This window comes from Bacillus hominis (genome assembly GCF_018332515.1).
Taxonomy (GTDB): domain Bacteria; phylum Bacillota; class Bacilli; order Bacillales; family Bacillaceae_G; genus Bacillus_A; species Bacillus_A hominis.
This window is the reverse complement of the sequence record NZ_BOQD01000007.1, coordinates 76218-95294: the sequence shown is the minus strand read 5'-3', so window position 1 is coordinate 95294 and position 19077 is coordinate 76218. Positions and strand designations below refer to the sequence as shown.

The 19077-nt window shown below is 37.8% G+C and carries 15 protein-coding genes; all 15 read right to left on the bottom strand.

All coding sequences use genetic code 11. The annotated features are described in order from the left end of the window. Window positions 1–164 precede the first annotated feature (164 nt). Complete coding sequence (locus tag KI356_RS01610; RefSeq protein ID WP_128281199.1) at window positions 165–4466, bottom strand: PolC-type DNA polymerase III; 4302 nt, start codon at window positions 4464–4466, stop codon at window positions 165–167. Window positions 4467–4590: 124 nt separating this feature from the next. Further along, complete coding sequence (locus KI356_RS01605; protein ID WP_128281198.1) at window positions 4591–6291, bottom strand: proline--tRNA ligase; 1701 nt, start codon at window positions 6289–6291, stop codon at window positions 4591–4593. Between the two features lie 109 nt (window positions 6292–6400). Beyond that, window positions 6401–7657, bottom strand: coding sequence for an RIP metalloprotease RseP (rseP, locus tag KI356_RS01600; RefSeq protein ID WP_128281197.1), 1257 nt, complete (start codon window positions 7655–7657; stop codon window positions 6401–6403). Window positions 7658–7674: 17 nt separating this feature from the next. After that, window positions 7675–8817 (bottom strand): 1-deoxy-D-xylulose-5-phosphate reductoisomerase, encoded by a 1143-nt coding sequence (dxr, locus tag KI356_RS01595; RefSeq protein ID WP_128281196.1) that lies wholly within the window; start codon window positions 8815–8817, stop codon window positions 7675–7677. A gap of 23 nt (window positions 8818–8840) precedes the next feature. Then, complete coding sequence (gene cdsA, locus KI356_RS01590; protein ID WP_002160739.1) at window positions 8841–9632, bottom strand: phosphatidate cytidylyltransferase; 792 nt, start codon at window positions 9630–9632, stop codon at window positions 8841–8843. 17 nt (window positions 9633–9649) lie between these two features. Beyond that, window positions 9650–10426, bottom strand: coding sequence for an undecaprenyl pyrophosphate synthase (gene uppS / locus KI356_RS01585; protein ID WP_212934626.1), 777 nt, complete (start codon window positions 10424–10426; stop codon window positions 9650–9652). Window positions 10427–10511: 85 nt separating this feature from the next. Next, window positions 10512–11069: a ribosome recycling factor gene (gene frr / locus KI356_RS01580; RefSeq protein ID WP_000531506.1), complete on the bottom strand. Its 558-nt coding sequence runs from the start codon at window positions 11067–11069 to the stop codon at window positions 10512–10514. 3 nt (window positions 11070–11072) lie between these two features. Further along, complete coding sequence (gene pyrH / locus KI356_RS01575) at window positions 11073–11795, bottom strand: UMP kinase (RefSeq protein ID WP_002111372.1); 723 nt, start codon at window positions 11793–11795, stop codon at window positions 11073–11075. Between the two features lie 66 nt (window positions 11796–11861). Further along, window positions 11862–12749, bottom strand: coding sequence for a translation elongation factor Ts (gene tsf, locus KI356_RS01570; protein ID WP_128281194.1), 888 nt, complete (start codon window positions 12747–12749; stop codon window positions 11862–11864). 104 nt (window positions 12750–12853) lie between these two features. Further along, window positions 12854–13555: a 30S ribosomal protein S2 gene (gene rpsB, locus KI356_RS01565; RefSeq protein ID WP_000111485.1), complete on the bottom strand. Its 702-nt coding sequence runs from the start codon at window positions 13553–13555 to the stop codon at window positions 12854–12856. 350 nt (window positions 13556–13905) lie between these two features. Continuing rightward, complete coding sequence (gene codY, locus KI356_RS01560; protein ID WP_000421293.1) at window positions 13906–14685, bottom strand: GTP-sensing pleiotropic transcriptional regulator CodY; 780 nt, start codon at window positions 14683–14685, stop codon at window positions 13906–13908. Between the two features lie 77 nt (window positions 14686–14762). After that, the gene (hslU, locus tag KI356_RS01555) at window positions 14763–16154 is read right to left on the bottom strand and encodes an ATP-dependent protease ATPase subunit HslU (protein WP_128281193.1); all 1392 of its coding nucleotides are present in this window, start codon (window positions 16152–16154) and stop codon (window positions 14763–14765) included. A 22-nt stretch (window positions 16155–16176) separates the two neighbouring features. Continuing rightward, the gene (hslV, locus tag KI356_RS01550; protein ID WP_002014538.1) at window positions 16177–16719 is read right to left on the bottom strand and encodes an ATP-dependent protease proteolytic subunit HslV; all 543 of its coding nucleotides are present in this window, start codon (window positions 16717–16719) and stop codon (window positions 16177–16179) included. A 42-nt stretch (window positions 16720–16761) separates the two neighbouring features. Then, entirely contained in the window at window positions 16762–17661 is a 900-nt protein-coding gene (xerC, locus tag KI356_RS01545) for a tyrosine recombinase XerC (RefSeq protein ID WP_128281313.1), read from the bottom strand. Between the two features lie 71 nt (window positions 17662–17732). Beyond that, window positions 17733–19037, bottom strand: a complete 1305-nt coding sequence (gene trmFO, locus KI356_RS01540; RefSeq protein WP_128281192.1) for an FADH(2)-oxidizing methylenetetrahydrofolate--tRNA-(uracil(54)-C(5))-methyltransferase TrmFO — start codon at window positions 19035–19037, stop codon at window positions 17733–17735. Window positions 19038–19077: the final 40 nt, after the last annotated feature.

The following is a 19077-nucleotide window of genomic DNA, read 5'->3' as shown; positions in this document are numbered from 1 at the left end:
ATATACGACAGAAATATCTTTACTATCTACATAAACAAAATGTAGATAGTAACACGAAAGAGTGGGTTTCCCCACTCTCTTTTTCACAAAATATACATGACATGGTTATCTCGGTTTATAGTATACCATAGCAAATATTGATTTGCAAAGACTTTTCCTACCTATTAAAACAGTGACAATTGGTTTTGATCCGGTAAATCTCCTAGACAACCTTGACTATCTAAATACTCAATAATCGTTTTAGAAACCTTACTGCGCTGCTGTAAGTCTTCTTTTGATAAGAAATCACCATTTTTACGAGCCTCAACAATACTGAAAGCTGCGTTTGTACCAAGACCAGGCACTGCATTAAATGGAGGAATTAAAGTATCCCCATCAATTATAAATTCGGTTGCATGCGAACGGTATAAATCAACCTTTTGGAATGAATAACCACGCTCACACATTTCAAGTGTCATTTCTAGTACCGTTAATAAACTCTTCTCTTTCGGCGCTGCATCCAATCCTTTTTGTGCAATTTCATCAATTCTTACACGTATGGATGCTGAGCCTTTCGCCATCGCCTCTACATCAAAGTCATCTGCACGAACTGTAAAATATGCTGCATAGAATAAAAGTGCGAAATGTACTTTAAAGTATGCGATACGTACAGCCATAAGTACGTATGCAGCCGCATGGGCTTTAGGGAACATGTACTTAATCTTCTTACATGAATCAATATACCAGCCTGGTACACTGTTATTTTTCATGTCCTCTTCCCATTCCTCTGGTACACCTTTACCTTTACGCACCGACTCCATGATTTTGAAGGCTAACGATGGATCCAATCCTTGATAAATTAAATATACCATGATGTCATCACGACAACCGATAACTTCACTCAGTGTACACGTACCGTTATAAATTAATTCATTCGCATTACCTAACCATACATCTGTACCATGGGACAGTCCAGAAATTTGGACAAGCTCTGAAAACGTCGTTGGTTTCGTTTCTTCTAACATTTGTCTTACGAATTTCGTACCAAACTCTGGTATACCAAGTGTACCTGTTTTACAGTTAATTTGTTCTTCCGTTACCCCTAAAGATTCTGGACCAGAGAAAATCTTCATTACTTCTGGATCATCCGTTGGGATTGTTTTCGGGTCAATACCACTTAAATCTTGAAGCATACGAATAACAGTCGGATCATCGTGTCCTAATATATCAAGTTTCAATAAATTATCATGAATTGAGTGGAAGTCAAAGTGCGTTGTTCTCCACTCAGCACCTATTGAATCAGCCGGAAACTGAATTGGTGAAAAGTCAAAAATATCCATGTAATCTGGTACAACGATAATACCACCTGGATGCTGTCCGGTCGTACGCTTTACACCCGTACATCCTGAAACTAAACGATCAATCTCTGCATTTCGAATCGTTAAATTATGATCATTTGCATAACCTTTTACATATCCATAAGCAGTTTTTTCCGCAACCGTACCAATCGTTCCAGCACGATATACATAATCTTCACCAAACAATACTTTCGTATAGTTATGGGCACGTGGTTGGTATTCCCCGGAGAAGTTCAAATCGATATCGGGCACCTTATCTCCTTTAAATCCAAGGAAGGTTTCGAACGGAATATCATGTCCATCTTTCACGTATGGAACATTACATGTTGGACATTCTTTATCTGGTAAGTCAAAACCAGAACCTACAGAACCGTCATTAAAGAACTCTGATTGTTTACACTTTGGACATACATAGTGTGGTGGTAATGGATTTACTTCTGTAATTTCCATCATCGTTGCAACAAATGATGATCCTACCGATCCACGCGAACCTACCAGATAGCCATCTACTAACGATTTTTTCACAAGCTTATGTGAAATTAAATAAATAACGGCGAACCCATGTCCAATAATACTTTTCAATTCTTTTTCTAAACGAGCCTCTACAATTTCCGGTAATTCTTCACCATAAATACTGCGCGCCATTTTATAACTCATATCACGTGTTTCATCGTCGGCACCTTCAATTTTCGGTGTGTATAGATCATCTTTTACCGGATGAACATCACCAATTAATGATGCAATCTTTTGTGTATTCGTTACAACAATTTCTTTTGCTGTATCTTCACCTAAGAATGAAAAACAATCTAACATTTCATCTGTTGTACGGAAATGTACGGGTGGTAATGAATGGCGATTTAAAGGATTTGCTCCGCCCTGCGAACTTACTAAAATTTTCCGATACATTGCATCCTCTGGATCTAAATAATGCACGTTCCCTGTAGCAACAACTGGTTTATCTAACGTCTCACCTAGTTTTACTAAATTAGAAATAATTGTTTTTAATTGACCTTCATCTCGAACAAGTTCACGTTCTACTAAATGACGTAACACCTCTGGAGGCATAACCTCAATATAATCATAAAACTGTGCAATTTCTTCTACTTCTTCAGGTGCTTTTTGCATCATCGCTTCAAACACTTCACCTTTATCACAAGCCGTCCCTACTATAATGCCTTCACGATATTTTTTTAATAGGGACCTTGGCACTCGTGGTACACGGTAAAAGTAATTCAGGTGAGAATAAGAAACAAGTTTATATAAATTTTTTAATCCAACGTCTGATGTGGCAAGTAATGTCATATGACTTGGGCGCCCACGTTTATATGCATCACCTTGTCCCATACTATCGTTTAATTGATCGTGATATTCAAATCCCTTTTCAATCACATCTTTTAACATTTTCACAAGTAAATATCCCGTTGCTTCAGTATCATAAATCGCACGGTGATGTTGCGTTAATTCAATATCAAGCTTTTTACACATCGTATTTAATCGATGATTTTTCATTTCTGGGAATAAGAACCGTGCAAGTTCTAACGTATCAATAACTGGATTTTTCGTTTTTTCTATCCCAGCCTTTTTAAAACCTACATTTATAAAGCCCATATCGAAGCTTGCGTTATGAGCAACAAGTGTATGGTCACCCATCCATTCCTCAAACTTTTTAAACACTTCGTCCACTTCTGGTGCATCAGTTAACATATCATCTGTAATACCTGTTAATTCAATAATCGTCGCCGATAATGGTTGATGCGGATTTGCGAAAGATTCAAAGCGATCAATAATTTCGCCACCTTTTACCTTTACAGCAGCTAACTCAATGACTGTATCATATACAGCAGATAACCCTGTTGTCTCAACGTCAAAGACAACATATGTTTCTTCTGCAAGTAGACGATGTGCTTCGTTATATGCTATCGGCACACCATCATTAACTAAATTTGCTTCTACACCATATAGAACTTTAACTCCAGCCTTTTTACCAGCAGAATATGCTTCTGGGAATGACTGTGCAACAGCATGGTCTGTAACTGCAATAGCCTCATGCCCCCATTTTCCTGCTTGGGCAACGAGCTTAGAAACAGAAGTAACAGCATCCATTTGGCTCATCGGAGTGTGAAGATGAAGTTCTACACGCTTTTCGCCTTCTGGCGCTTTATCTTTACGAGACGGCCCTGTTATTTCATTAATATCATTTGCAATCATTACTAAATCTCGAACGAATGTATCGTTTTGAACAGAACCACGCGCTTTCACCCACATTCCTTTTTTCAAGGATTGCAGCATTGGAATATCTTCTTTGTCACGCGAGAACATTTTGATCATAATAGAATCCGTATAATCCGTTATTTTTAAAGTTAATAACGTACGTCCACTACGAAGCTCTTTCGTTTCTACATGGAAGACATATCCTTGAACCGTTTTTCTTCTTTCTTCATCTTGAATTTCTCGCATCGGTGTAATCTCTTCATCCGGCTTAATAAGATACCCGAGTGTAATCGGTCCTTCATGCACAACGCTGCTTTCTTCAGCTTGCTTCTTCGCCATTTCTTCCATAGCTTGTATAACACGCTCGCGGTCTTCTTGCTGCGTTTGCTCACGAAACTTTTGCATTTCTTCTGTATTTTGCTGTATATGTGTGTCTAACTGGAAACGCGGGAATCCAAAAGCTTCGTATTGATCCCCCACTGGTTTCGCAACGTTTTTCTTTAAAGCAGTAGACTCCAGCTCGTTATTCACATTTATTAGCAACTTCACTCCATTCACCTGCGGAAGCTGCTTCTTTAAGTAAGCGAACATAGGTGAAAATGTAATTCGTTCCGTACAAAGCGGCCAATACGCCCTCACTTCTTCTTCTGTAAATTGTTTATTCTCTGTTTCTAATGCAAATGTTGTTCTTGCAATATGAGAAAATGATTGCTTAAGCTTTGTTTCTAGCAATTCATATAATTCTGTAGGCAAAATACGTGGCACTTGTAAATCAAAATGCCAACTTTTATTCGCTTTATCAATAACGAGCCTTTCAATACCACCGCCTTGTAAATATTGATTTATAAGGTCGTCTGGTATTTGCAACTGCTGGAGCAAAATTTGAAATCGCTCTTGTTGTTCATTTGTTAAAGACATAAGCACTCTCCTTCCATTTGCTATTATAAATTGAAACGTACTACAAAGAAAGATTTCTCACTTCTTCTTTTACAAAATACGTTTACAAAGAAAGAGAAGGTACCTCGTAACGAGGTACCTCTTCTTATTTTAAAATATTTGCAATATATGTTTGAAGTTCTTCTACTTTTACTTCTTCAGACTCACCTGTAGCACGTACTTTCACTTCTACAATACCTTCGTCTGCTTTTTTACCAACTGTAACGCGAACTGGAAGACCGAATAAATCTGCATCTGCAAATTTAACACCTGCACGTTCTGCACGATCGTCTAATAACACTTCATAGCCTTGTTCTTGTAATGAGTTGTAAATATTTTCACCCATTTCACGTTGTGCATCAGATTTCATATTTACTGGAATTACATGCACATGGAACGGTGCTACAGCTTTTGGCCAAACTAAGCCGTTCTCATCATTAAACTGCTCTGCAATTGCTGCCACTGTACGAGATACACCGATACCGTAACAACCCATAATAAGTGGTTTTGTTTTTCCGTTTTCATCTAGGAATGTTGCGTTCATTGCTTCACTATAACGAGTTCCTAATTTGAATACATGACCAACTTCAATTCCGCGTGCGAAAAGAATTGTTCCGTTTCCATCTGGAGATTGGTCTCCTTCTTGAATGAAGCGTAAATCTGTATATTGACTTACTTTAAAGTCACGTTCTGGATTTACATTTACATAATGGAATCCTTCTTCGTTCGCTCCTGAACATCCGTTAACAATTGATGCTACAGCGTGATCAGCAATAATTTCGATATCACCTGTTACATCAATCGGTCCTAATGAACCAACTTCACAATTTAATAATTCTTTTACTTCTTCATGAGAAGCAAGCTCAACAACTGAAGCGCCGTATACATTTTTCACTTTCACATCGTTTACTTCGTGATCACCACGAACAAGTACAACTACTAATTTCTCATCTACTTTAAATACCATAGACTTAATGCACTTGTCAGCTGCAATGTTTAAGAATGCAGATACTTCTTCAATTGCTTTTTGGTCTGGTGTTGCTACTTTTTCAAGTGCTTTTTCTGCTTCGTCACTCTTCGTATACGTAGCAACAACAGGAGCCATTTCGATGTTTGCTGCATAATCAGATGTGTCAGAGTATGCAATTGTATCTTCACCAACATCAGATAATACCATAAATTCGTGTGTATCTTTTCCGCCCATTGCTCCAGAGTCAGCAATAACCGCACGGAAATTCAAGCCACAACGAGCAAAAATGTTAGAGTATGCTTTATATAAGCGATCATACACTTCATCTAAACTCTCTTGCGTAGCGTGGAAAGAATATGCATCTTTCATTAAAAATTCTCTTCCGCGTAATAAACCGAAACGTGGTCTTTGCTCATCACGGAATTTTGTTTGAATTTGATATAATGTTAATGGTAGTTTTTTGTATGATTTAATTTCATCACGTACAAGGTCTGTGATTACTTCCTCATGAGTTGCCCCTAGCGCAAACTCGCGAGCATTACGATCTTTCATACGCATTAATTCTGATCCGTAAGAATACCAACGGCCTGATTCTTGCCATAATTCTGCAGCTTGCATAGCTGGCATTAATAATTCTACAGCTCCTGCACGCTCCATTTCTTCACGAACAATACGTTCTACTTTGTGTAATACTTTTAAACCAAATGGTAGAAAACTATAAATACCTGAAGCATTTTGACGCATAAACCCTGCGCGAAGTAATAATTGATGACTCTTAATTTCAGCATCGGCTGGAACTTCACGTAATGTAGGACTGAATACCATACTTTGTTTCATTGATTCGCACCTCTTCATTTTACTCTTATACGCAGTAAAACCCCTCACCTCGAGTTAGGTGAGGGATTTTATTCTACGAGCTTTATTTCATTATAAACTTCACCTTATTTTACAAGAAAAACTTACGGATGTCATTCCATGTTACAACCAACATAAGCAACATTAATAATGCAAAACCAATAAAGTGAACCATTCCTTCTTTTTGACGATCAATCGGTTTGCCTCTTAACGCTTCAATTAAGAAGAAGAACAAACGTCCACCGTCTAAAGCTGGGACTGGTAATAAATTAAATAAACCAAGGTTAATACTTAACACTGCCGCTAAACTTAGTACACGTGTAAATCCATAATCTACAACTTGATCTGTTAGATTATAAATTCCTACTGGACCTGACAACTCATTAATAGAAAATTGACCAGTTACTAATTTCATAAGAGACTCAAAAATTAGTTTCGTCCATTCGTACGTTTGTTCAAATCCTGATTTAATAGAACCCATCACTGTTTTCTCTACAGGAGAGTAAACACCAATTCTACCAACTTCGTCTTTGCCTTCTTTATCGAGTGTTGGTGTTACTTTCACATTGAATTGCTCACTATCACGCTTTACTTGTAACGTAATTTCTTTATTTGGGTTTTCACGAACAATTGATACAACATCTTTCCATGTACTAGTGTTCTTCCCATTAATCGCTTGAATTGTATCATTTTCTTTTAATCCAGCTTGTTCTGCAGCACTATTCTCCATTACTTTTCCGACCATTGGTTTGTCAACAGGAACTCCTTGTACAAATCCAAGAATCACAAAAATAACAAATGCTAGAATAAAGTTCATTGCAGGACCTGCAAAAATTGTTAGAGCACGTTGACCCAATTTTTTAGAGCCAAATTGCCTATTATACGGAGCGATTTGGATTTCTTCTCCAGCAGTAATGATACGAGCTTTTTCATTCACTCGGAATGTTTGCAGCTCTTCCTCGTACTCTTCATAACCCGAAATTGTAAGATTATGCTCTAAATCAGCTTGTTCAACTTCAATGACACGAACATTTGGATATTTTTCATATCCGTCAAAAACTAATTTCACAACTTCGTCTTTTTCATTTAATACAAGTCCAACCTTTTTTCCAGGCTTTAACTCAACTGTGTCCGCATCCTCGCCAGCCATTCTTACATAGCCACCAAGGGGCAGTAATCGAATCGTATACACCGTTTCATTCTTTTCAAATGAGAATATTTTCGGACCAAAACCAATCGCAAACTCGCGGCACAAAATACCTGCTCTTTTTGCGAAATATAGATGCCCTAGCTCATGGAAAAATACGAGTGCACCGAAAATTAATATAAAGGCAATCGCTGTATTCAATTCCATAACCACCTTTGCTAAATTTGTTCCATCACAAACCGTCTTGTGGCTGCATCAATTTCCTGAATTTCCTCTAAGCTCGGACGTGCAATGACATTGTGATGGTGCATTGCTTTTTCAATGAGGTCTTCCACTGTTAAGAAACTAATTCTCTTTTGTAAAAAAGCTTCAACAGCTACTTCATTTGCCGCGTTCATTACAGCTGGCATACTTCCACCTGTCTTTCCAGCTTCATACGCAAAACGTAGACAACGGAAACGTTCTTGATTCATTTTCTCAAAATGCAATGTTCCCATTTCCCATAAATTTAACTGTTTTGTGTCTGAAAGAGGTAATCTATCAGGATATGTAAGCGCGTATTGAATTGGTACTCGCATATCAGGTGAGCCAAGCTGTGCCATTACACTACGATCTTCAAATTCAACCATAGAATGAATAATACTTTCTTTATGTAGAACAACATCGATTTGCTCATAAGGGATACCAAAAAGCCAGTGTGCTTCAATTACTTCTAGCCCCTTATTCATCATTGTAGCAGAATCAATTGTAATTTTCGAACCCATTGACCAGTTTGGATGACGAAGCGCATCTTCTACGGTCACATGATGCAATTCATCTCTCGTTTTATCACGAAAACTTCCGCCTGAGGCAGTTATAATTAATCGAGAGATTCTTTTTTCATTTTCACCATTCAAGCATTGAAAAATAGCTGAATGTTCACTGTCTACTGGAAGTAACGATACATTATGTTTTCGTGCTGCTTCCATTACAAGATGCCCTGCAGTTACTAACGTTTCTTTGTTTGCAATTCCAATTGTTTTTTTCGCCTCAATTGCGCGGAGTGTCGGTAACAACCCTACGCTACCTACAACAGCATTCACTACAATTTCTGTATCTGGGTGGAGCGCTACTTCTAATAAGCCTTCGCTACCATATACGACTTTTGTATTACCAGAAACAGCTTGTAATTTTAAAACATCTTCCTCTCTTTGCACAGAGACAATTTGCGGAGAAAATTCTTGAATTACCTTTACTGCATAATCAACATTCTTCCCTACAGAAAAAGCAACGAGACGGAATTGGTCCGGGTGCGAGCGTAACACATCTAATGTTTGTGTACCGATTGATCCGCTTGCACCTAATAAACTAATGTTTTTCATGACTCCAACCCCTCGTTCATTTATTAATTGTATTGTAATAAGAAGTATAGAATTGGTAACACAAATAACCAACTATCTGTTCGATCTAAAATACCACCATGCCCAGGTAAAATTGTACCTGAATCCTTTACACCATAATGGCGTTTAAATGCAGATTGCACTAAATCACCAATTTGTCCAAAAATAGAAATGATAATCGTCAGAACGATTAAAATTCCTACATTCGCTTCAACTGGGAAGAACATATTGTAAACAAGTGCAACAACAATTCCACAAACAATACCGCCTAATGAACCTTCAATCGTTTTATTCGGACTAATTTCTGGCCACAATTTTCTTTTTCCAAATGCTTTTCCTATAAAATAGGCACCTGAATCAGTTGCCCATATGACAAATAGTGCACAGAACACATATTTGATTCCTAATATTCTCGTTTCATTTAAATATAAGAATCCCATTCCAACATATGTCGTTGCCATAAGTAAAAATGAAGCATTGTCAAAAGTAAATGTATTCTTAGAAAGGACTGTATATGATAAAAGTAATAAAACAATCACAAATGTGATTTCTAATTTACCTAACCCAATCCATGTAAACAGTTCTGATGCACTACTCGGAATTAAAATAATCCACAATAATACTGCAGCTAAAACTGTTGGTACCGAAATAAGCGTAAGCTTGTTCATACGAATTAATTCATATAAACCTATAGAAGCAAGTGCATACACTAAAACTGTAAAAGGCACGCCACCGTAAATTACGATGGGAATGAATAGCGCGGCAGCAATCACTCCAGTAATAATTCTCTGTTTCACTACCAAACCCTCTCTTTCTACACGCCTCCGAATCTGCGCCCTCTATGCTGAAAGTCCGTAATCGCATTTAGCAAATGTTCCTCGGTAAAATCTGGCCAATACACATCTGTAAACCAAAATTCCGAATAAGCAATTTGCCATAACATGAAATTACTAATACGTAGCTCTCCGCTTGTACGGATTAACAACTCTGGATCAGGTAAAGAACTCGTCATTAAGTAAGAAGAAATCATTTCTTCACTTACTTCTTCCGAACGAATTTTTCCTTCTTCACTATCTTTCATCATATGTTGCACAGCAGAAACGATTTCATCCCGACTTCCATAGTTTAACGCGAAATTAAGAATTAATCCCGTATTCTCTTTCGTATCTTCCATGGCTTTTTCCATCGCTCTGCGCGTATGCGCAGGAAGACGATCTTTTTGCCCTATTACTCGGACTTGTACGTTTTCTTCAATCAATTCTGGTAAAAATGCACCTAAAAATTCTTCTGGAAGCTTCATCAAATAATCAACTTCTTTTTTCGGTCTTTTCCAGTTCTCAGTCGAAAAAGCATAAAGAGTTAATACTTTCACATCAAGCTTACTTGCAAATTTTGTGATTTTTTTCACAACTTGCATACCTTCATGATGGCCAGCAATGCGAGGCATCGCTCTTCTCTTTGCCCATCTTCCATTACCATCCATAATAATAGCAATATGTTCTGGGATATATCCTTTTTTCACTTTTTCAATGAGATGATCAAACGATGTGACCTTTTTATCTTTAAAAAAAGGAAACTTTTTAAACATCATTCATACCCTCCACCAAGCAGACGTATGCCTAAAAGTGTAAAAAGACCCCCTTAAGAAGAGGGTCATATTTGCGAAATTATCGCTATTACACTTCCATAATTTCTTTTTCTTTGTTTTTTGCGATTTCGTCAACTTTTGCAATATATTTATCTGTTTCTTTTTGGATATCTTCAGTATATCCTCTTAAATCATCTTCTGTAATATCGCCTGCTTTTTCAAGCTTCTTAAGGTCATCATTACTGTCACGACGTACGTTACGAACAGCAACTTTTGCTTCCTCAGCATATTTTTTCACAACTTTAACAAGATCACGGCGACGCTCTTCTGTTAATGCAGGGAATGCAATACGAATTACAGTTCCATCATTAGAAGGATTTAAGCCTAAATCTGCTTTTAAAATTGCTTTTTCAATATCACCGATAGAAGTTTTGTCATAAGGTTGAATTACAAGTAAACGTGCTTCTGGAACTGTAATGTTCGCTAATTGCACAACCGGTGTTGGTGCACCATAGTAATCAACTTGTACCTTATCTAATACAGACGAGCTTGCACGACCAGCGCGAACTGTTGCTAATTCACGAGAATAAGCAGCAACTGCTTTTTCCATTTTTTCATTTGAAGACTTCAATACTTGTTGTCCCATAATTTATTTCCCCCTTACAACTGTTCCAATATTTTCGCCTAAAACGGCACGTTTAATGTTACCTTTTTCCATAACCGAGAATACAATTAATGGAATATCATTATCCATACATAAAGAAGAAGCTGTAGAATCCATTACACCTAAACCTGCTTTTAATACATCTAAGTAAGTAAGTGTTTCGTATTTCGTAGCTGTTGGGTCAATAGATGGATCTGCACTATATACGCCATCCACATTGTTTTTCGCCATTAAAATAACGTCCGCTTCGATTTCCGCTGCACGTAATGCTGCTGTTGTATCTGTAGAGAAGTATGGGTTACCAGTACCTGCTGCAAAGATAACAACACGTTTTTTCTCTAAGTGACGAATTGCTTTACGACGAATGTAAGGCTCTGCCACTTGACGCATCTCAATTGAAGTTTGTACGCGAGTTTGAATTCCAATATTCTCTAAGCTATCTTGAAGAGCTAATGAATTCATAACCGTTGCCAACATGCCCATGTAATCTGCTCCTGCACGATCCATGCCCATTTCGCTTCCAATTTTCCCACGCCAAATGTTACCGCCACCAACAACAACAGCAACCTCTACATCAAGTTCTGCAATTTCTTTCACTTGTTCCGCAACTGACTTAATAACAGCTGGGTTAATTCCAAATCCTTGCTCGCCAGCTAACGCTTCTCCGCTTAGCTTTAATACGACACGATTATATTTCGGTTTACTCATAATGAACCTCCAATTGCTTACATCTTTATTTTAAAAAAGGGAACACAAAGTGTTCCCTAATCTGTATTAGTTGCTACCTTTTACTTGGTTCATTACTTCTTCAGCAAAGTTGTCTTCGCGTTTTTCGATACCTTCACCAACAGCGTAGCGAACGAATCCTTTTAATGTTCCGCCTTTAGACTCAACGAACTGACGAACTTTCATATCAGGGTTTTTAACGAACGCTTGGTCAAGTAAGCAAATTTCTTCGAAGAATTTGCCTAGACGGCCTTCAACCATTTTTGCAACGATTTTTTCAGGCTTACCTTCGTTTAAAGCTTGTTGTGTTAATACTTGACGCTCATGCTCAACTTCTTCAGCAGTTACAGCATCGCGGTCGATGTATTTAGGGTTAACTGCTGCGATGTGCATTGCTACATCTTTAGCAGCTGCTTCGTCAGTAGAACCTTCAAGAACTGTTAATACACCAATACGTCCACCCATGTGTAGGTAAGCGCCAAATGCATCAGCATCAGTTTTTGATACGATTTCGAAACGACGAAGTGTAAGTTTTTCACCAATTTTAGCGATTGCTTCGTTGATGTACTCTTCTACTGTTTTGCCGCCTTCGATTGTTTGAGCCATAGCTTCTTCAACGTTAGCAGGTTTGTTAGCTAATAAGTGAGCAGCTAGTTCTTTAATTAATGCTTGGAAACCTTCGTTTTTCGCAACAAAATCAGTTTCAGAGTTTAATTCTAAGATTAAACCTTCGTTACCGTTTGTTTCGATGAAAGTTAAACCTTCAGCAGCGATGCGGTCTGCCTTTTTAGCAGCTTTCGCAATACCTTTTTCACGTAAGAAGTCAATTGCTTTCTCCATGTCGCCGTTAGTTTCTGTTAAAGCTTTTTTGCAGTCCATCATACCTGCGCCAGTTTTTTCACGAAGTTCTTTTACCATTTGTGCAGTGATTGCCATGTTTTTCATCCTCCTAAAATATGTATTTATCACCTTTTAAAAAGGTGTATATACCTTAAAAAAGGTGATAAAAGGCCGAACCCCTTATCACCTTTCCAAATTTGTTACGCAGTAACAGTTTCTTCACCTTGTTTTGCTTCAAGGATCGCGTCTGCCATTTTAGATGTAAGAAGTTTTACAGCACGAATTGCATCATCGTTTGCTGGGATAACATGATCGATTTCGTCTGGATCACAGTTTGTATCAACGATACCGATGATTGGAATGTGTAATTTGCGTGCTTCAGCAACTGCAATACGCTCTTTACGAGGGTCTACTACGAATAATGCACTTGGAAGACCTTTCATATCTTTAATACCGCCTAAGAATTTCTCAAGACGCTCTAACTCTTTTTTAAGTTGAACAACTTCTTTCTTAGGAAGTACTTCGAAAGTACCATCTTCTTGCATTCTTTCGATGTCTTTAAGACGCTTGATACGCTTTTGGATTGTTTGGAAGTTTGTTAAAGTTCCACCTAACCAACGTTGGTTAACGAAGTACATACCAGCACGAGTTGCTTCTTCTTTAATAGCTTCTTGTGCTTGTTTTTTAGTACCTACGAATAAGATGTCTCCGCCTTCAGCAGCGATGTCACGCATCGTTCTGTAAGCTTCCTCAACTTTTTTCACAGTTTTTTGTAAGTCGATGATGTAGATACCGTTACGCTCTGTGAAAATGTAACGCTTCATTTTTGGGTTCCAACGACGAGTTTGATGTCCGAAATGAACACCTGCTTCAAGCAATTGCTTCATAGAAATTACTGACATAATATAGTTCCTCCTAAATGGTTTTTGATATCCTCCGTTTACTTCAACTCTAAGCGAAACTACAACCGTAGCACCAACACTTAAATCAGTAAACGTGTGTACTTTGTACTGACACCACTGCTTACTATATCATACTGAAATATTACAATCAAGTCGAAAATGCGAACAATGTAAAACTTTCTTTTTTTCACGCTCAAATTCTAGTATTACCAACCTTCAATTCCTTTAAGCAAGGAATTGAAGGTTAATTAATAGTTTTCTAAAGAACGTTATCATGACGCCTTACATAAGTAAAATCATTCTCTTAAAAACCAAAAAACTCTCCTCAACCGAGGAGAGTTTTTTATAAATTAGTTTGTTTTTAATTTAGCAAGTTCTTGTAGAAACTTGTCGTTTAGCACTTTAATGTATGTTCCTTTCATACCTAAAGAGCGAGACTCAATAACACCAGCACTTTCTAATTTACGTAGTGCATTTACGATTACAGAACGAGTAATCCCTACGCGATCAGCAATTTTACTTGCAACAAGTAAACCTTCTGTTCCATTTAATTCTTCGAAGATGTGCTCAATTGCTTCTAACTCACTGTAAGATAATGAGCTGATCGCCATTTGAACAACAGCTTTACTACGTGCTTCCTCTTCGATTTCTTCTGCTTTTTCACGTAAGATTTCCATACCTACAACAGTTGAGCTGTACTCAGCAAGGATTAAATCATCATCTAAGAACTCTTGACCAAGACGAGCTAATACTAATGTACCTAGACGCTCACCGCCACCAACGATTGGTACGATTGTAGTTAAGCCTTGACCGAATAGTTCACTGTTTTCTACCGGGAATGCTGTGTAAGCACTATCCACACCTAAATTTGAAGATGTTTCTGTAACATTGAATAAACTTTGCGTGTACTCCTCTGGGAATTGACGCTCCGCTAACATTTGCTTCATACGTTCGTTCTCAATTTGTTGGTGAATCGCATATCCTAATAATTTACCACGGCGACTTACAACGAACACGTTTGCTTCAATTACTTCACACATTGTGTCAGACATTTCTCTAAAGTTTACAGGCTTCCCTGCTGCGCTCTGTAATAACGCATTTAATTTTCTCGTTTTTGCTAATAATTCCATTTCAAAATTTCCTCCTACATGTTACTTACATATTTTTTCATCACTTGGAAACTAGGGCGAGTCACCTGATGACACTATTACAAAATAAACTGGCTCACATCTTTATTTTTAGCTATTGTCGCTAACTTTTCCTCAACATATTGAGGTGTTATCGTTATTTTCTCTAACGTAATTTCAGATGCCTCAAACGATAAATCTTCAAGGAGCTTCTCCATAACAGTATGAAGTCTTCTCGCTCCAATATTATCTGTATCCTGATTAACTTGATAAGCAATCTCAGCAATCTTACGAATAGCTTCGTCTGAAAATTCAATTTCTATACCTTCAGTCGCTAATAACGCCATATACTGTTTAATTAGCGCATTGTCAGGCTCGATTAATATTTTAACAAAATCATCCGCCGATAATTTTGTTAATTCTACTCGAATCGGAAATCTCCCTTGCAATTCCGGAATTAAATCCGACGGTTTAGACATATGAAACGCTCCAGCTGCAACGAATAAAATATAATCCGTTTTTACTGATCCGTATTTTGTTGCAACATTCGATCCTTCTACAATCGGTAAAATGTCACGTTGCACACCTTCACGCGATACATCTACGCTATTCGACTGCTTACCAGCAATTTTGTCAATTTCATCGATAAAAATAATCCCGAGCTGTTCAGCACGATAAACAGCCTCTTGTGTAACTTCATCCATATCAATTAAGCGCTGTGCCTCTTCATTTGTCAAGAGTTTTCTTGCTTCTTTTACAGAAAGTTTACGTTTTTTCGTTTTTTTCGGCATGATACTTCCTAGTGCATCTTGGAAATTCATTCCCATTTGCTCCATGCCAGTTCCTTGTAACATATCAAACATTGAAGACTGTTGCTCAGTCACTTCAATCGATACAATTTCATCTTCAAGAAGTCCCGCAGCAAGCTTTCTTTCCACATCTTGACGTTTCTTTTCGATTTCAACATCTTCTTGCTCATCGGATGTTTGATTCGAATTTTGAGCACCGCCAAAAAGCATTTCTAATGGGTTTTTAAATCCAGATTGCTTCTCCGGACTTGGCACTAAAATTTCAACAAGACGTTGGTTCGCTTGCTCTTCTGCTTTATCTTGAACTTTAACTACCATTTCTTCTTTCACGATGCGTACTGACGTTTCTACAAGGTCACGTACCATCGACTCTACATCTCGACCTACATATCCAACTTCTGTGAATTTCGTAGCTTCAACCTTAATAAAAGGTGCTCCAACGAGTTTCGCCATTCGCCGTGCTACCTCTGTTTTACCAACACCTGTCGGTCCAATCATTAAAATGTTTTTAGGTGCAATTTCATCACGTAAATTTTCAACTAATTTACTGCGACGGTATCGATTTCGTAGAGCTACAGCAACCGCTTTCTTTGCATCTTTTTGACCGATGATGTATTGATCTAATTTTTCCACAATTTGACGCGGAGTAAAATGTAAATGCATATAAAATGCCTCCCTTACGATTCTACAATTCTTCAACAATTATGTTGTGGTTCGTATAAACACAAATATCGCCTGCAATTTCTAAACTGGCCTTCGCAATTTGTTTCGCTGTTAAATGTTCACTTGCATGTTGCTTTAAAGCACGACCAGCAGCAAGCGCATAATGCCCACCAGAACCAATCGCTAAAATACCATCATCTGGTTCAATTACTTCTCCTGTACCTGAAACTAGGAGCATCGTTGTTTTATCCATGACAATGAGCATTGCTTCTAGCTGACGTAACATTTTATCACCACGCCATTGTTTCGCCATCTCAACTGCAGCGCGCTGCAAGTTGCCATTATACTCTTCTAATTTTCCTTCAAACATTTCAAAAAGAGTAAATGCATCAGCAACTGAGCCTGCAAAACCAGCTAAAACTTTCCCTTGGAAAAGTTTGCGAACTTTGCGAGCTGTATGTTTCATTACAACAGCATTCCCCATCGTTACCTGACCATCTCCAGCCATTGCACATTCTCCGTTATGATGAACTGCAAATATCGTTGTAGCGTGGAAATTTCCCATAGAAAAAACTCCTTTATATGTTTTTATGGCTTTAAAAGCAATTTATGCTCGCGGGTGATGCTTCATGTAAACAGAACGCAATCTTTCTTTAGAGACATGCGTATAAATTTGTGTCGTCGACAAATTCTCATGACCTAATAGCTCCTGCACAGTACGTAAATCCGCTCCTTCATCCAACATATGTGTAGCAAATGTATGCCTTAACATATGGGGACTTATCCGCATTGTAAGTGAAGCTTTCTTAATGAGTTCGTTCAAAACATAACGTACACCCTGATCTGTTAACGGCTTCCCTTTCGCATTTAAAAATACCATATGAGATTGTTCTTCAGTCTTTTGAGCTAACTGTTTTCTCCCGTTCTCTATATAAGTAATTAAAGCATCTTGTGCATAGCTTCCGAACGGAATATATCTTTGTTTTTTCCCTTTTCCCATCACTAAAATTGTTCCCACTGCAAAGTCAATATCGGTAAGTTCCAAATTAACGCATTCGCTTACACGAATCCCAGTTGCATACATCAACTCTAATAAAGCTTGATTCCTTTGACCTAATGGCGCCCCTATATCAGAAACTTCGAACAATTCTTCTAACTCTTCAGCATATAAAAACTTTGGGATTGACAATTCTTTCTTGGGGAGTGACGCAAGTGCAAACGGATTATCTTTTTGATAGCCTTCACGCATCAAAAAACGATATAAACTTCGTAAGCTTGATACTTTCCTTGCGACAGATTTACGGGCTAACTGCTGATCGTGCAACGTCGTCAAGTATAAACGAACATCCGCGTATGTAACATCTAAAAAAGAGGATATGCCTTCTCGCTCCATAAATTGCACAAAATGTTCTAAATCATTTTGATAACTTGCAATTGTATATTTTGAATAATTTCTTTCAATTTGTAAATATCCAACGAATAATTGTAACAATTTCTTCACATTCACATCCATATAACTCACCTCAATAAAGGCTACTAAATCGTAGCACAACTTAGTAGCCTTTGCAAGAAATTTAATTAAATATTTACAAAATTTTGAATTGTTTCCAAAGCACGTGTAGCATATGCTTCATTTCGCTCTTGTTTCTTTTTAATTTTCTTCTCTAACGGTGCAAATAATCCGAAGTTCGCATTCATTGGCTGGAAGTTTTTCGCATTTGTTGCAGTAATATAATTTGCCATACTTCCCATTGCAGTTACAGGTGGTAATACAACTGGCTCTTCACCTTGTACAAGTCGAGCAGCGTTAATACCCGCTAATAATCCTGATGCTGCTGATTCAACATAACCCTCTACTCCAGTCATTTGACCCGCGAAGAATAAATCATCACGTTGTTTATATTGATATGTTGGGCGAAGTAAATTAGGCGAATTAATAAACGTATTACGATGCATTACACCATAACGTACAATCTCTGCGTTTTCTAGTCCTGGAATTAGCTGTAACACTTCTTTTTGTGGCCCCCACTTTAAATGTGTTTGGAAGCCTACAATATTGTATAATGTTCCTGCTGCATCATCTTGACGTAACTGAACAACCGCATACGGTGTTTTCCCTGTTTTCGGATCTTCTAACCCAACAGGCTTCATCGGTCCAAATACTAACGTCTGTCTTCCTCTACTTGCCATAACTTCTACTGGCATACAACCTTCAAAGAAAATTTCTTTTTCAAATTCTTTTAAAGGCACTGTCTCAGCAGCAATTAAAGCCTCATAAAAGCGATCAAACTCTTCTTCTGTCATTGGACAGTTTAAATATGCCGCTTCACCTTTATCATAACGAGATTTTAAATATACTTTATTCATGTCAATGCTGTCCTTCTCAACGATTGGCGCTGCAGCATCGTAGAAATAAAAATAATCTTCACCTGTTAGTTTTTTTAATTGTGCAGAAAGATCTGGAGACGTAAGTGGACCTGTCGCAATAACAGTTGGTCCCTCTGGAATTTCAGTGATTTCCTCATTCATTACAGTTACGTTCGGATGATTTTTCACATATTCAGTCACTTTCGCCGCGAATTCATGACGGTCTACAGCTAAAGCACCTCCTGCTGGTACAGAGCACTCATCAGCTGCACGAATAATGACAGAATCCATTAGGCGCATTTCTTCTTTAATAACACCAACAGCATTTGTTAATGTGTTTGCGCGTAGTGAGTTACTACATACTAATTCAGCAAATTTATCTGTATGATGAGCTGGTGTTTGCCTTACTGGTCTCATTTCATATAATTTTACTTGGACACCACGTTTTGCAATTTGGTAAGCTGCTTCGCTTCCTGCAAGACCTGCGCCAATGACGTTTACTATTTGTGTTGTCATATATATCACCTTTCCTTTTCTTCCCGAAAAAAATGTGAGC

Bases quoted from the DNA above. Each gene is read 5' to 3' on its own strand.
- KI356_RS01610 (WP_128281199.1), bottom strand. From the start codon at position 4,466: ATGTCTTTAACAAATGAACAACAAGAGCGATTTCAAATTTTGCTCCAG.
- KI356_RS01605 (WP_128281198.1), bottom strand. From the start codon at position 6,291: ATGAAACAAAGTATGGTATTCAGTCCTACATTACGTGAAGTTCCAGCC.
- dxr (WP_128281196.1), bottom strand. From the start codon at position 8,817: ATGAAAAACATTAGTTTATTAGGTGCAAGCGGATCAATCGGTACACAA.
- uppS (WP_212934626.1), bottom strand. From the start codon at position 10,426: ATGATGTTTAAAAAGTTTCCTTTTTTTAAAGATAAAAAGGTCACATCG.
- frr (WP_000531506.1), bottom strand. From the start codon at position 11,069: ATGGGACAACAAGTATTGAAGTCTTCAAATGAAAAAATGGAAAAAGCA.
- pyrH (WP_002111372.1), bottom strand. From the start codon at position 11,795: ATGAGTAAACCGAAATATAATCGTGTCGTATTAAAGCTAAGCGGAGAA.
- tsf (WP_128281194.1), bottom strand. From the start codon at position 12,749: ATGGCAATCACTGCACAAATGGTAAAAGAACTTCGTGAAAAAACTGGC.
- rpsB (WP_000111485.1), bottom strand. From the start codon at position 13,555: ATGTCAGTAATTTCTATGAAGCAATTGCTTGAAGCAGGTGTTCATTTC.
- codY (WP_000421293.1), bottom strand. From the start codon at position 14,685: ATGGAATTATTAGCAAAAACGAGAAAATTAAATGCGTTATTACAGAGC.
- hslU (WP_128281193.1), bottom strand. From the start codon at position 16,154: ATGCATTTACATTTTACTCCGCGTCAAATTGTGGAAAAATTAGATCAA.
- hslV (WP_002014538.1), bottom strand. From the start codon at position 16,719: ATGGGAAATTTCCACGCTACAACGATATTTGCAGTTCATCATAACGGA.
- trmFO (WP_128281192.1), bottom strand. From the start codon at position 19,037: ATGACAACACAAATAGTAAACGTCATTGGCGCAGGTCTTGCAGGAAGC.